13 protein-coding genes, 1 tRNA gene and 1 pseudogene are annotated in these 14,632 nt (G+C 36.2%); 9 read left to right on the top strand and 6 right to left on the bottom strand.

Going from position 1 to position 14,632, the window contains the following annotated elements:
* Nucleotides 1-6 precede the first annotated feature (6 nt).
* Complete coding sequence (locus ABDZ63_RS02755) at nucleotides 7-564, top strand: cupin domain-containing protein (protein WP_343781622.1); 558 nt, start codon at nucleotides 7-9, stop codon at nucleotides 562-564.
* Nucleotides 565-832: 268 nt separating this feature from the next.
* On the opposite strand, the gene ABDZ63_RS02750 is transcribed toward ABDZ63_RS02755, so the two are convergent.
* On the bottom strand, nucleotides 833-1,093 hold the full coding sequence (locus ABDZ63_RS02750) for a LysR substrate-binding domain-containing protein (RefSeq protein ID WP_343781621.1): 261 nt from the start codon (nucleotides 1,091-1,093) through the stop codon (nucleotides 833-835).
* A 29-nt stretch (nucleotides 1,094-1,122) separates the two neighbouring features.
* On the opposite strand from ABDZ63_RS02750, the pseudogene ABDZ63_RS02745 reads away from it, so the two are divergent.
* The 7 genes and pseudogenes from ABDZ63_RS02745 to ABDZ63_RS02715 form a co-directional block, all read left to right on the top strand.
* Nucleotides 1,123-1,581: pseudogene (locus ABDZ63_RS02745) on the top strand (RNA-guided endonuclease TnpB family protein); the annotation flags it as partial.
* 310 nt (nucleotides 1,582-1,891) lie between these two features.
* Nucleotides 1,892-2,836 carry a DMT family transporter gene (locus tag ABDZ63_RS02740; protein ID WP_343781620.1) on the top strand — a complete coding sequence of 315 codons (945 nt, stop codon included), beginning with the start codon at nucleotides 1,892-1,894 and terminating at the stop codon, nucleotides 2,834-2,836.
* 524 nt (nucleotides 2,837-3,360) lie between these two features.
* Nucleotides 3,361-6,177, top strand: coding sequence for an AAA family ATPase (locus ABDZ63_RS02735; protein ID WP_343781619.1), 2,817 nt, complete (start codon nucleotides 3,361-3,363; stop codon nucleotides 6,175-6,177).
* 4 nt (nucleotides 6,178-6,181) lie between these two features.
* Complete coding sequence (locus ABDZ63_RS02730; protein ID WP_343781618.1) at nucleotides 6,182-7,495, top strand: hypothetical protein; 1,314 nt, start codon at nucleotides 6,182-6,184, stop codon at nucleotides 7,493-7,495.
* Nucleotides 7,496-7,655: 160 nt separating this feature from the next.
* Nucleotides 7,656-8,165: a hypothetical protein gene (locus tag ABDZ63_RS02725; protein ID WP_343781617.1), complete on the top strand. Its 510-nt coding sequence runs from the start codon at nucleotides 7,656-7,658 to the stop codon at nucleotides 8,163-8,165.
* A gap of 216 nt (nucleotides 8,166-8,381) precedes the next feature.
* Entirely contained in the window at nucleotides 8,382-8,702 is a 321-nt protein-coding gene (locus ABDZ63_RS02720; protein ID WP_343781616.1) for a hypothetical protein, read from the top strand.
* Nucleotides 8,703-8,990: 288 nt separating this feature from the next.
* Nucleotides 8,991-9,605: an FMN-binding negative transcriptional regulator gene (locus tag ABDZ63_RS02715; protein WP_343781615.1), complete on the top strand. Its 615-nt coding sequence runs from the start codon at nucleotides 8,991-8,993 to the stop codon at nucleotides 9,603-9,605.
* A gap of 106 nt (nucleotides 9,606-9,711) precedes the next feature.
* On the opposite strand, the gene ABDZ63_RS02710 is transcribed toward ABDZ63_RS02715, so the two are convergent.
* The 4 genes from ABDZ63_RS02710 to ABDZ63_RS02695 all read right to left on the bottom strand — a co-directional run bounded on the left by ABDZ63_RS02710 (nucleotide 9,712) and on the right by ABDZ63_RS02695 (nucleotide 13,237).
* Entirely contained in the window at nucleotides 9,712-11,421 is a 1,710-nt protein-coding gene (locus ABDZ63_RS02710; protein WP_343781613.1) for a GMC family oxidoreductase N-terminal domain-containing protein, read from the bottom strand.
* Nucleotides 11,422-11,424: 3 nt separating this feature from the next.
* Nucleotides 11,425-12,366, bottom strand: coding sequence for a hypothetical protein (locus tag ABDZ63_RS02705; protein WP_343781612.1), 942 nt, complete (start codon nucleotides 12,364-12,366; stop codon nucleotides 11,425-11,427).
* A gap of 216 nt (nucleotides 12,367-12,582) precedes the next feature.
* Complete coding sequence (locus ABDZ63_RS02700) at nucleotides 12,583-12,894, bottom strand: hypothetical protein (RefSeq protein WP_343781610.1); 312 nt, start codon at nucleotides 12,892-12,894, stop codon at nucleotides 12,583-12,585.
* 271 nt (nucleotides 12,895-13,165) lie between these two features.
* Nucleotides 13,166-13,237, bottom strand: a tRNA-Val gene (locus tag ABDZ63_RS02695).
* 101 nt (nucleotides 13,238-13,338) lie between these two features.
* On the opposite strand from ABDZ63_RS02695, the gene ABDZ63_RS02690 reads away from it, so the two are divergent.
* Nucleotides 13,339-13,530 carry a hypothetical protein gene (locus ABDZ63_RS02690; RefSeq protein WP_343781609.1) on the top strand — a complete coding sequence of 64 codons (192 nt, stop codon included), beginning with the start codon at nucleotides 13,339-13,341 and terminating at the stop codon, nucleotides 13,528-13,530.
* A gap of 244 nt (nucleotides 13,531-13,774) precedes the next feature.
* Here the strand turns inward: ABDZ63_RS02690 and ABDZ63_RS02685 are convergent, their stop codons facing one another.
* Nucleotides 13,775-14,119, bottom strand: a complete 345-nt coding sequence (locus tag ABDZ63_RS02685; RefSeq protein ID WP_343781607.1) for a DUF6176 family protein — start codon at nucleotides 14,117-14,119, stop codon at nucleotides 13,775-13,777.
* Nucleotides 14,120-14,632: the final 513 nt, after the last annotated feature.

Below are 14,632 nucleotides of genomic sequence, written 5' to 3'. Positions count from 1 at the left end.
TATGCGATGCAAGAGTTAAAAGCAGGCCGTTCGATCACACATAAGTTTACCAAAGAGCGTATTACATTTTTAAAGACAAGTCGAGAAACAGAAGGTGCTTATGAGTACATTGAAGTAGACCTACCACCAGCAAAAGAAGGACCAGGGTTACATTATCATAACAACTTTGAAGAAGAATTCGAAGTAATCGATGGGAAGTTAAAAGTGACTATAGCTGAAGAAGACCATGTGTTACAACAAGGTGAAACAAAGACCATCACGAAAGAAACGAACCATACTTTTTCAAATGCATCAGAAGAACAATCAGTCACCTTCCGCGTGAAAATTACGCCAGCTCACCAATTCGAGGAATCGATGCGCATCTTGTATGGGCTGATGGAAGATGGGAAAACAAATGACAAAGGTGTCCCGAATAACAAAACCTACGCAGCTATTGCGCTATACATGCAAGACTCACGCGTTGTAAGAATGCCGTTTCTCTTAAAATACTTCCTCAATTACTTAGCGAAAAAAGGTAAAAAGAAAGGCGTCGACAAAGAATTGATTGAAAAGTACGGAGATTAAGGTGTGCCTAATCCAATGCAGAATGATCGTCTGAAACAAACGAGAAGGTGAGGGAATGAATTTCGTCCTTGTGAAAATTAATTCAAACCTCATATTAATAGAAGATTTTAGATGGTTTTAATTAAAAAGGAATGATTGAGGTACCACCCCTCAGTCATTCCTTTTTAAATTTCTTTAACAGCAACTCTCATTTCCTCGCAATGCGATAACTTCTGGTTATATCCTCATACCAAAACGGTATTTTTAACTAAGCAAAATCACCATTATACTAATAATTAAATTGTCTCTTTAACTTTTTCAATGTGTTCTCATCATTAGCATACAAATACATTTCACGCTTTAGTGGCGTACCTTGAAGCGGAAGAAAGACGACACTTTTATAATTAATTTTCTCAACCATAATTGAAGGCAGATAAGAAACACCTTGATTTTGCGCAACAAAACCAATTAAAGCATGGTATGGTAGTTCGACTATGTCGGGTGAAGGGATGTTATGTTCATCTATAAGCATCTTAATCCTTTCATACATTGGGGTTTGTCTAGGTGGTAATAATTGGGCGTGTGTTAGGTTCAAGGAATTGGCATAAACAACGAAAGAAGATAGCTCGTATTCATGAGAGAATTGAAAATCAGCGACATGATTTCTTGCATCAAACCTCGACCGATATCATCAAAAACCACGATGTTATCGGAGTCGAGAGCCTGCAAGTTTCGAACATGATGAAAAATAAGAAAACGGCTCAATCCATTCAGGATGTGTCATGGCATCAATTTAAGACCCTGTTAACATACAAGGCTGAATGGTACGGCAAAACCGTCGTTGAAGTGAGTCAGACCTTCCCTAGCTCGCAACTCTGCTCAAGTTGCGGCTACCAAAACCAAGCCGTTAAAGATCTAAATTTGCGTGAGTGGACGTGTGTGTGTGGAGCCCACCACCAAAGAGATATTAACGCGGGACTAAACCTTAAACATGAAGCTATAAGGCTTCTAACCGCAGGGACTGCGGGGTTAGCCTAATCCATAACTAGCGGTTACGCTGGTGTTCTTAGGAATCCCCCACTTCAATCTGACCGAAGGATCGATAAGTGGCGGGTAGTTCAATAATTATTTTAGGTGTAATTCTGTTACATTTGCAGGCTTAGCAGAGTTATGAAGGGAATTAAGAAACTGTATCTAATAAGTTATAAAAATGGCAAAAATTATTTTTGAAAAAGGTTGATTATTTAGCTAAAGCGTTGTAAGATTAACTAGCTTGAAACAAATTAATCAAACTTCTTAGTAGTTTGACCTGAACCTGACAGACAGAGAGAAAAGGGAGGGTTTAACGATGAGAATGAATCACGTTATTGCTTATGGGATGGTCATCCTAGGTGCAGGTTTTTGGGGATTAACAGGCTTATTCGTCCAAAATTTGTACGACTTCGGGTTCACACCATGGCAAGTCGTCACACTTCGCTTAACATTTTCTAGCTTAATCTTACTGCTCATGTTAGCACTTTTAGCAAGAAACTATTTAAAGATTCGACTAATCGACCTACCTTACTTCATCGCACTAGGCGTCTTGAGCATTGCATTTTTCAATTGGTTTTACTTCCAAGTTATGGAATTTGCATCAATCTCAGTCGCAGTCGTATTCGTCTACACATCACCTATCTTTGCAGCCATCATCGCACGAATCCTTTTCAAAGAAGCTCTAACCCTACCAAAAATCATAGCGATCATCCTAACCATTATCGGAAGTGCTTTTGCCATTGAATTTCTACCAATTGGTGAATTCTCATTAACCATTCAAACCATTATATATGGACTGCTTGCGGGCTTTTTCTGTTCGACTTATAGCCTGATCGGGAAAAACGTAAGCCACTGGTACCATCCGTTTACGATTACGTTTTACGCGATGTTATCAGGAACTATATTCTTAATTCCAACAAGCGGTATTTGGGAACACCATCAAGCGTTCGCGAACGGTGAAGTATGGATTAATATAGCCGGGATCGTCATCATATCAACCGTTGTAGCTTATTTATTATACACAAACGGATTATCCTATATAGAATCTAGCAAAGCCACAATCCTAGCTTCAGTTGAAATCGTCATTGCCGTATTAGTGGGCGTCCTAGTCTTCAGTGAAGTATTAACAGGATGGCAACTATTCGGATTTGTATTATTATTTGCATCAATATTCTTAACCGTTTATTCGTTTAAGGGTAGGTTTAAAGTGAAAAAGGTTAAAAATAATGAAAATGTTTATGCAGAAAAACCTCTTAGCTGATGGTACTGCCCCAAAAGTTAGAGCGAAAATTCTAACTTTTGGGGGCACTACTGATGCTTTAGGGGGTTTTTCAGTTTTGGAATAAAGCAAACAGCATTAAAAAAAAGTCCATTAACCAGTAAAGAATATATACATTTTAGTGAATCTGATAAGTTGGAATATAAATTAAAGGCGAGTTATGACATTTCATTTATTGGTTAAATGTTGTTTAAAGTACTAGATTTATTTTCTGAATACTGCTAATGAGCTAAATTAAAAAGTAAGAAAAGCTATGGGGATAGAATCTCTTGATCAGTGTGTTTACTCGATCCTTTTACTAAATGGAAGCGTGACGAGTGCACTAGAGCAGATGGTTGAATTTGCTGGGTGGAAGAAAAACATGCTCCATGAGGTTAAAAATTTATTGAATGAATGAAAATGCTCTCTAACTATTTTCTTTAGGGAGCCTTTTCTATTTTAGTTTATAAAATTATTCTGTAAAATAGATTATAAGAAGGAAAAATGACAAAAAGAGGAGGAATTTGATGGATCAAGATAAATTAAGAAAATTATTAACTAATGATGGCTATATTGCTCTAGCGTTTAACAGGTACCAACGCTTCAAACAGTCAAATACATATGACGAGCAATATAAGTATGATATTCTATCAGATTTAAATGAGTACTTTACTGGATTAGAAATAACTGAAGATAATGTGGTTGAAGTGGTGAAGTATGTTGAAAAAGCTAATCCTAGCAAAGGCTTCTTTGCTTTTTGGACAGACTTAAGTGACTTAAATGAATATGCAAATGAAAAGCCAGAGGAAGTAGCTCGCTTACTCAATAACTTGTACTTCAATAATAACGATAGTATAGAACAAAGAATTAATCATTTTCGCCAAACAGGCAAGGCACATAATTCCAAAATAAGGTTGGGCGGTGCATTATTTGGTTATTTGCTTGCTGCATATAACTATAACCAGTACCCAATATATAAAGATGGAGTTCTTGATTATATAAAAGAGTCGTTCAATATAAACGTGAAGTCTGGACTTGTTAGTGAAAACTATCAATTCTATTATGACATATTGCAAGTAGTTCATGATTATTTCCAAGAACAAGGCTATTCGTTGACGATTTTAGATGTTCAAGATTTCTTTTTTTGTCTAACGTCTTATGACAAGTTGAAAGTAGAGAGTGCTGTTGATTTTATTTATAAAGAAGCTGTTGATTTGGCTGCGTTTTCAAAAGATGATGAAAAGTTTTTAGCAAAAATACATAAATGTAATCGAGATGTTTTAAATGACTTAAGAAAGCGTTATCAACAAGGTACTAAAGTAAACAAAATACGCTATCAATTAATTGATCAAATACTTAATGGAGAGACAGTTAATTTAGAGCAATTTGAACAGATTAAGAATGAAATTAGTGAAGAAAATGAAAAAAATATATTGCGAAATTGGAATAATTTTAAGATTTTATTTCAATTTCACTATCAGCCAATACAACGTAAAGTTGAGTTTGAATTAGCCAACATCCATAAAGCTATTAGTGATTTAGAACATTTTGAAGATCACGAATTTGTAGAAGGTGACGTAATTAATGGCTTTAACTGGAACCGAAATTTAGGAGGGTCTAGCACATGGGTTGCGGTTTATCCAAATAGTAAAGTGAGCCATAAAGAAGCGGCTCAACTATATTTAGCTATTGATAAAGAAGGCGTTAAATATGGTGTTTTGCACGGTACGGAACATCCTCAACATGGTGAAAGAGATATAGAGACAGACACTGATTTAACGAAATTCACCTTTGAGAAGATGAAGGAAAAATACGAGAGTGTATATCCAAGATTTATCCAAGATAATGAAGTTGATTTTGATGGTGAGCTCTCTAGTGACTTTGATAATGTTTTCGATTCAGTTGAGCAAGCTGAGTGGGTATTTAACTTTGCTAGCCAGTCCTTGAGTGAATTAGGGATAGAAAGCCCTGGTAATCCAAAAGCGGCAGTCTCTTTTCCATCGAAAAAGAAGTTTCATGTAGACTTTGGCCGTTGGTTAATCTTTAGTACCACACGAGACCGAAATAAGAGCATACAAGTGGCTGTAGCCCTACTGTATAAGGATGTAAAAGATACAAATTACAAAACTGAACTGTTCACTCAGTATGATGAGAAAGCCCAAGTAGCTCTGACTTATTTGCCATTTGAGGACTTTAAATCTAATGAAGATCTTCACGAAAGTCACCATCAAGCTTTACAAGTCGCCTTATCAGAATTTAAAAATTACAATAAGTCGCCTTATCGTAAGTCAAACAACCCAACATTGGAAAGTGCAGTATTTGATCAAAACCTTCGAAAAAAGGTGCTAGTTGAAGGCTTAAACGATGAGGAACCTGAGGTGACTGAAAATATAGTTGAAATTCCAACAATTGATTTTAAGCAGGAGCTAACAGTTAATAACTTATATTTCGAAAACAAAGAATTAATTCTGAAGCAAGTCAAAACAGCATTAGAAAACGGTAAGCACATTATTCTTACAGGACCACCTGGAACAGGGAAGTCGAAACTGGCCAAAGCAATTTGTAATTCTTATGGTGCGCAATTCAAGATGAAAACAGCAACATCTGATTGGTTCACTTATGAAACGATGGGTGGTTACCGTCCTAATATTGATGGAACTTTATCATTCCAACCTGGTTTGTTCCTGAATTGTTTTAAAGATGGGCAAACTAACCAGCCAATTAATAAATGGTTAATTATTGATGAAATGAATCGAGCAGATATTGATAAAGCATTTGGTTCATTATTCTCAGCTTTGACAGGAGATTCAATCGAACTTAATTTTCAGTCTGATAGTGCTCGTCAAATAAATTTATTGCCTCAAGAAGATGAAACAAGTGTTGTGCCAAATGATTATGAATATATGATCCCAAATGACTGGCGTCTCATTGGAACGATGAACACACTTGATAAAGCCTCTTTATATGAGATGAGTTATGCATTTATGAGACGATTTGCATTTATACCAGTCGGTGTGCCTAAAGACATTAATGATGAAATGGTTGAACTCTACCTAAATAAATGGGGAGTAACGAACTATTCTTATACAAGTGTGTTAACGTTTATTTGGCAACAAATCAATGATATAAGACAAATAGGCCCAGCTATTGTAGAAGATATAGCTAAATATACAGCAATAGATGGTGACTTTACCTCTGCAATTATTTTATATGTATTGCCACAGTTTGAAGGACTGTTAGATCAAGATATCCTTGAGTTCATTAACCGCATCAGTCAAGTGGATCAAATTAATGAGGACGAGCTCAAATCATTTGCAGAAGACTTCTTTCATGTGAAGGTGTAAGTTTATGAAACGTAATGCTGAAGAAATGATAGAAGAGATTAGTGAGTTTCTTGTAACATATTTAAAATCAGGGGTTGTAGGCATCAACTCGTTTCTAAACAAAACAGATTTAAATATCTCAAATATGGAGCAACTCTTGAAAGTACACTTCTTATTAAGAGATGAAGTAAAACAATTTGTTAGAGACTTACCAATGTTAATTAGACGCTTTAAAACATCGACAAAAGTAACACAGAACACTTACCACGGTGAAATTAGAGGTCAAATTAACTGGCCAGGTACAATCAAAGAACGACTTAGATCAAATGCTAAAGACAAAACAATTTACTCAGTAAACGAGAGGGACCGTGAATTTGCGATAAAAGAAAACCTCGTACTCTTAGAATTGTTGCAAGTAATGAACAGACTACTATTTCGCGAAATAGATAGCCAATATTATATGAAGTACTCGTGGTTTAAAGAGTGGGATACGTTAAAAAATACAGTCCGTCACACCTTACAGAAGAATATCTACTTATCTAGGGTTGTACAAAAACAAAAGCCCGTAACAGATCGCATGATTTTAGATACGATGAAACACCGCAACCCTTTGTATAGACAAGCAGCTTATATCTTACAACAGTATCGAAAGGTCATGTCTGGAGACGTTGATGAAGCGGAAGTTCAAGAATTATTAAAAGAAACATTCGTATTCCCTCAAGAGGAAGACGTGTTATTTGAACTATATTGCGTAATAAAGCTCATCCAACATAATTCTGAACATGCAGAATTTCAAATCATGGATGGCCGTCAAAACATGGTCGCTCAATGGAAAGATGATCAATACGTTTATAAAATTTATCATGACTCAATTGGTTCAGGGCACCTCCAATTTAATATCTCAATTGATGAAGTCAAACAAGTTAGTCACCCATTTATTGATCGAAAGTTAGAATCGATGGAAGAGGCTAACCAAGTAGCAGAAAAACTATTTGGGCTTTCTTCTGATCAAACTTCTTATTGGAGTGGAAGGCCGGATATTATTGTTGAAGTTTTTGAGCAAGAAACAGGAGATTTGAGGAAAGTTATAATTGGTGAAGTGAAATACACTAATCAAGTTCGATATATGGTGACCGGATTACGAGAGCTAATCGATTATATAAAGTTAGCTAAAGTGGACAATGAAAGATATTTATCGAATTCAAGCATAATTGTAGAAGGTGTTTTGTTTACTGATTATGCTAATCTAAATAACGAAGCAAGGGAAAGTGGCCTAACAATTGACTTAGGTGAAGCTGGGTACAATAAAAATGTGAGTCATGTTTCATTCAATCGTTAGCTAATACATAGAAAAGCCTAGGTTTTATTACAAAGGGAAGGATGTAGTGTTCTCTTATGCCACTGATGTGTACGTAATGGAGTATCTTACGATGCAAGAAGCTCAGAATATGGGTATTGATGTATGTATCTGAAGCTAGGAGGAGTGGAGAGTAGACGAGGTGCTTTTTATTACATTAACAGCCGTTTATATCATTTCATTTATATTAATCTATAACTTTATTAAGCGGCAAAATAAAAAAGAATCATACTCTGAGCAAATGCATGCAACTATGGTAGTGATTGTGGCTGCTTTTCTTGCTTTACCAATATTAGTTGTTGTAGGGGCGTTTACATTTGCAATTATCGGATCTGTTAGTTTAGTTGATATGATGTTTTCGTTTAACTTGAGCACGAATCAACTCGTTGTTCTGGGTATTACTTTTATTATCTATTTGTTTACACTAGATAGTTTAATAGAAATGCTGGTGAAGTATTTTATTAATCCAATCGTGCTATATGCACTTGTGATTTCCTTAATTCGCATAGGTGTCTTTTATATAATTGGTTCGGTTATGGATTTGCAACAACGTACAGGGCTCGCTATTGCAGTAGGTGTAAGTGCAACAGTGTTGTTAATTGAATTCTTGTTCCACTTGCGGGAAAAAACGACTAAAGAAAATTATGTATAAAAGATGTAGAGGCCACGGTGTGTGGTCTCTATTTTTAGTATGCGAATTGTGAATTTTAATAGTTGACAAGAACGCTTGTTCGAGTATAATTATTATCATAGACTTCACATTCCCTCTGTTTAAATCATTTTTCTACTCTTAGAATGAAGAACACTCTCTAAGTTAATTTCCCTTAGTACTCACTTTAAAATTGTATATGTTGAGAGGAGAACGTTTATGGGTCATGATATTTTGGGCTACGATCAATCCGGTAAACAAATTGCTTATGCTCGTTTTAGTATGTCGAATTATAATGCTGATGTTCTATACAATGTGCTAGATTCAGAAGAACATAATGCAGGAGTTAGTGGTGCGTTTGCACGATCTAATTTCTCTGTCCAACAGATCGAACTTGCACTCCGAAAGTTTATCCAATCACACGAAAACAAGTACTCATTAAAAGGGAACGATCCTGACAATGTGCAGATCAAAAAATTCCTTGAAAACTGTCTTGAGATAGCTGAAAAAGAAGGAAAAGTAGAAGTGTGCTTTATGTAGAACTTCTTAAGGCAGTCTTTACGCCTCTAATAACCTCAGGTGGCAAGTGCTAATCCGAAATGGCCATTACTTCAAAATCTAATCGATAATAAGATCTTCTTGTAATGTAAATGTGAATGATTTGTTTGTATTTGAAAGATTCTATGAGGGTATGTGAAGTCTTCATTTGTTATTTAAGGTTACTTATTTCAATAATATTGATTACAATTAAAACATACTAGTGTTTTTAGAGAATTGATGTAAAGCACGTAAACAAACTCGTCTAACGATTTTGAAAGGGTGATCATCATGTATACTCCTAAGCATTATGAAGTTAAAGATTTTGAAGAAATAATCGAGTTCATTCAAAAGAACTCTTTTGGGACGATTGTGTCAACAAATCAAGGTAAGCCTTTGGCGACACATGTGCCTTTGGAATTACACAAGAAAGGGTCTGATTATTATATAACTGGGCATTTGGCTTATGCGAACTCACAATGGAAAACATTTAATGAAAATAATGAGCAAGTGCTTGTAATCTATCAAGGTCCCCATGCTTATATATCCTCATCGTGGTATAAGACAGAAGATGTACCGACATGGAACTATCAAGCTGTTCATGTTTATGGAACAGTTAGTTTGATGGACGAAGAAGAATTAGAAGAAGATCTTATACGGTTATTACATAAATATGAAAGCCATCGACAGAATCCCGTCTTATGGAAGAATTTTTCTTCACAAACTAAGAGGCAAATAAAAGGGATTGTCGGTTTTAAAATTAAATTAGAAGAAGTTCAAGCTGCTTATAAATTAAGTCAAAATCGTAGTGAGAAAGATTATGAGGCGATCATCAAAAATCTCTATGAAGAAGAGAAAGTGAATTCCAATCAACTGGCGCAATTAATGGATGAGAAAAACAAGTAAGTATGTACGTTTAGGATTAAGAATAAAAAATATCCTCAGTCCAAATGATTATAGATTGAGGATCATATTTTATTGGCTGCGAACATTCCCGGGTGATCCCTTGATTTTAGCTAAAATAATTTAGAGCAATTTTTTCTGCCGTACGAGTAGTTAATGCTTGAGTCGTTAAAGTAGGATTAGGGCCGCCAATTCCATTGTAGTGTGCGCTATTATCCGCAATAAAAAGGCGTTTTACTTGGTAGGCTTCACAATTTGTATCGACTACAAACCCCATTCTCATGGTCGATTCCATGTGTGCAAAAAGGTTTGATGGCCAATTGGTACGATGAATCTTCTTCGCTCCTGCTCGGCGTAAAATGTCTGCTGAAATTTTCGTTAATTGTTCTCGTTTTTGGCTGTCTTTTTTACTAGGTGTATATTGCACGACAGGAACAGGTCCGTGCTCATCTGTGATTGAAGGGTCTATGGTGACACCATTTCTTTTATGGGGTTGATCATCAGCGAAAATTAATATACTTAACGTATTACGGTAATTGTCCATCCATGCTTCTAATTCTTTTCCTGAAACTCTACCTTCTGTTTCCCAAGGAATTTCAGGAGGTAGATTTAGAAGTGATGACTCTCCACTTTGACTGAAGCCAAAGGTTAATGAGGAAAATAGACCCGGGCTAATGCCAGATGGTTGAATAACACCAAGTCCTGGATAATCCAAACGAGCAGCTGATGTAGGACCAACGAATGGGTTGACGTTATTTTGACCTAATATCCTCATCAGATCCTTTTCATCAAATTCTCCTGTTATCCAATCCCAATAATGATTCGTTAAACCGCGTCCAACCCAATCGTTAAAAGGGAGGTCTGAATTAAGCCAAAGTCTTGGGGTTTCGATACAGCCTGCAGCCATGACGACGACTTTTGCGAACAATTCTCCTGTTTCTCCTGTCCACGTATCTTTGAACTGGACACCACAGGCAATTACCCCGTCTCTTGGATGATTTTCGGTTAATATTTTAGTGGTATATGTATTAGGTCTGATTTCAACATTTCCAGTCTCGAGTGCTAGAGGAACGTAACTGACATGAGTTGACCGTTTAGCGACTTGATCAGTGGATGAGCCATACGTACAACCATTCATACAGTGACCAGCTAGTGTACATCCATCCATATGACTTAGCTCTTCTAAAGAATAATTAGGATTCATTAACTGTTCATTTGGTCTTAGAATCGCATTGGGTTGTGGACGATAACCAGGTGAAATAGGATTTGCCGTATCAATTAGTGACCAACTAGCTTTTTCAGCTCCAAAGTAAAATAATTCTTCTTTCGGTGTAGTGGGTGCAGGGCGAACCGGTAGTGTATCCTCTACCTTTTCATAGTAAGGAATTAATTCACGATAGGAAATGGGCCAAACTCCTTCAACTGCTGAGATATAAGCGCGAGGTGAATTTGCCCAGTAATGCTGTGTGGTTCCGCCTACACCAGCGTTTTGCCAAACTAATCCATTCTCAGGAAGGCTGCGGTACCATCCGGGCCGGCGACGGTCGGCAGGTCCCCAGCGAAAACGTCCAGAAACAATATCATTCATAGTATGTTCTTCTCTCGTGTAGTGTTTCCTTAAAAGGTTAACGTCTAAGTCATCTCGACTCGAACTACTAACAGGACCACGACACTTATTCGGCTCCTCCCATTTCTTATTGCCATACCATGGGCCAGCTTCAAGGACAAGAACTTTGAGCCCTAACTCTCCAAGCTCCTTAGCAGCAACTGCGCCTCCAGCACCAGCTCCAATGATGATAACATCTGCATCTATACTCATCATTTATTCCACCTTTTCATCAAACTCATCAATCAAAAATCCACGAAGTGCACGGTAGCCATATGAAACTCCAGGATAGCCCACTAAATCCCAGGTGTAGGGGATCGTTTCTCTAACACGATCTTCCGGAGAAGCAAATCGAGTTGATCCATAAGAAATCCACTCTGAATAAAAACCAAACTTAACCATTTGAAAAGCATAAGTAACGACAAACTGATTGAGTTCTCCATTGTTAAAAAAGGGAGAGGGAAGAGCATTCAAATCAATTTGAAGATTTTCTAATAAGCTGACTGCTTTAATTCGATCGTTATGTGATAAGGTTGTAAATGCCCCTTCTTGAGAAACAGTATCAAAAGTTGGATTTTTTGTAGACTTGAGGAAGGTAAGTTTTGTAGCAGCTATATCAAGTATTTCAGCTGTTGGAGTAGATAAATGGAGCGTTTCTGGAACCCATTCTTCTTGAGTAGAAATGAAATGATCCAATATCATCATTAAGTATTCATCCATTTTAAATTGATCAGTCCAGGGTGATGGAATCATAGTATCAACGAGTGCCTTGAAGGTAGCTATTGTTTGGGGAGAATGATTGTAAAACGGAACCCAATTAGGCGGTATCATACTAGGGTGAAAGGGTTTTTCATCATCATGCTTTTGAACCTTATTTGCTTTATTAAAGGTGTTAATCTCTGAGCTTTGATATCTCCAAAGAACCTCATGATAAATATCGTTCGCTTGATGCTGGAAGTTTAATAGCTCATTAGATTGTAACGAATAAGATCGATTTATAGTTTCATTAATATCCTGAATAAGGAAATCTAATCGCGCAGATAACTGATCTTGATCTCTTGATTGATGCGATCTTATATAAAACTGGTGGTATTGTTGAATGTCTTGTGCCCATGAAACTAGGCGCTGTAAGTATACGTGAGTGTCAATTTGTTTCACACAATCCCTCCAAAATCTAAATCTCACTCACCTTCAATGAGAGTGGGGATACCTTATAACTATATGCACGAAATTTAAGGGTATGTAATGTATGTGAAATGAGAGGGGCGCATTTGTAGATTATTAACGGGGTTAGTTTAGTTAAGAGGAAAATACATAACATTCAAACAACACATCAAATAACAAATAAATTGACAACATTGACTTAACAGAATTCTATTCTGGAAGATGATTTTCTTCACTTTTGCTATAAATCTCATAAGCAAAATATCCAAATAATAAACCTATTCCAGCCCCAAAACCAAATGAAGATTGTAAGGAGAATGGGAGAAATGTGCTAAGAAGTACAGCAATAGCACAACCAATCACCATTCCAAGTGGTATTAAACTATCCAATAAATTTTGAGCGCTTTTTGATTTTTTCTGACCCAGGGTGCCTTTGTTATATTTATGTTTCATCCTTAAAACGACAAATACTGAAGCCCCACCCACTACTACAATAGGTAGTAAAATACGCGCAATTTCCATAGCTTATAATTCTCCTTTCTTTCGCTTAAGTCCCATTCATCCGAGTTCACATTTTTTGGACTTTTTAGGGATATTGGCGATGAAATAAACCGCTTATTTGAAGTGGAATTTATCAACAGTCAGTCTGAATCATTACAAAATTGATGTATGACCAGTATATCATAATATCCGAACCAAGAGATCAGCATGTTTTAAGTGTATATAGAGATGCTAATAGTAATAGACTCATGAGATAAAAAAAGAACCCTAAAATATTTAGGGTTCTTGGCTATGACTCCGAGTGGACTTGAACCACCGACCCCTTGCCTGTCAAGCAAGTGCTCTCCCGCTGAGCTACGGAGTCATGTTATGAAAGTGTCATAATTAAATAATCGACAAGTATTAATATAATAGCTTATAATGAAGATGTCAATACTTTTCATAGAAGTTGGAGGTACAATTTTTATGCTACCACGAATGTTAACGTTCTTATTAATCGGTGCTTTAATCGTAGCGGCAGTAGCGCTGAGTGTTCCTCAATATTTAAGTTACTTATTCATGGTATTTGGAGTCCTTTTTATAATTGGAATTGGCGCGCTTGCGTTTATCTATTTAAAGCGTGCGTTATTGATTGCCAAACAATTAAAGAAGCAATAACTAAAACGTACCCGAGTTGTTCTCGGTACGTTTTTATTTTTATTTGATTATTTTATTCGCATAATAGATGAAACAATGGCGATTAAGGCTAGTATGATGCCGAATGGCAGTAGTGTATATAACAGGACTGGCGGTAGGGTGAAGATGATATCTAGTATTGGAATTATAATACACAGTGGGACGCTAATGGATATCGCGATGATGAATAAGGTATCCAGTTGTTTTGTATCCATTTTAACACTCCTTACCCTAAGATCTCACGAATGTGCTTAGGAATCATTGTCACCTCTAAATCTAAATCTACAGGTTCATAGGATTCATCAATACATTCCTTCCAGTACTTCAAATGCTTCTGATCAACCCAATGCTCTGACTCTTCTACATCTTGACCATCTTCACCCTCAATAGAATACCAGTATAAATAGTCGATACCATCTACCGTTTCACGAAATATATTTTCGACATACATTTTTTCACCTTCTAATGTGAGTAACACATCTTCCATATGATCATTTAGAAAGTCTAACCATTCATTGGCGCGATGTTCTTTTCCTTCTTTTACCCGAAAGCGTGTTAGTTCGATAATCATTCCTTTTCCACCTTTATCCAACAAATTAAATCTATTTTAACAAAACTGTGCACTAAAATGATAATATTTTGTACTTTGTGAAAAATTTAGTTGGCGATTTAATTTACTCTTTAGTATATTTGTAAAGGGAAATGGACTGTGATGATCTTGAGGTGAGTCGTTGTTCTGACTTTTAGAATATACATGTTTGACTAATATCAAAGGTTCAAGAGAATTTAGCTAGTTAGCAGGTTGTATTTGAAAGGTGGGGTATGGTGGTCTTTGATATTGTCATGTTATTCATTTTCATAGTTGGTATTTGTTTTATTAAGTTTTTTGGCTTATTATTTGCGACCTAAATTTCAACGGACGATTAATTATATTTCGATCTTCATTTTTGTGTTGGTGTATCTCATTATTATTTTATGGTAGAGGAAGAGCTTTCATGATATTGTTGTATGAAACATAGAGTCACAATCAGAGCGGTATAAGCTTTTTTCTAATGGAAATAATAAGACAACAATGAAATGAAGG

This window comes from Alkalibacillus silvisoli (assembly GCF_039521975.1).
In the GTDB taxonomy this organism is placed as follows: Bacteria; Bacillota; Bacilli; order Bacillales; family Alkalibacillaceae; genus Alkalibacillus; species Alkalibacillus silvisoli.
Note: the sequence above shows the minus strand (reverse complement) of the source record. Positions and strands in the feature narration are given on the sequence as shown.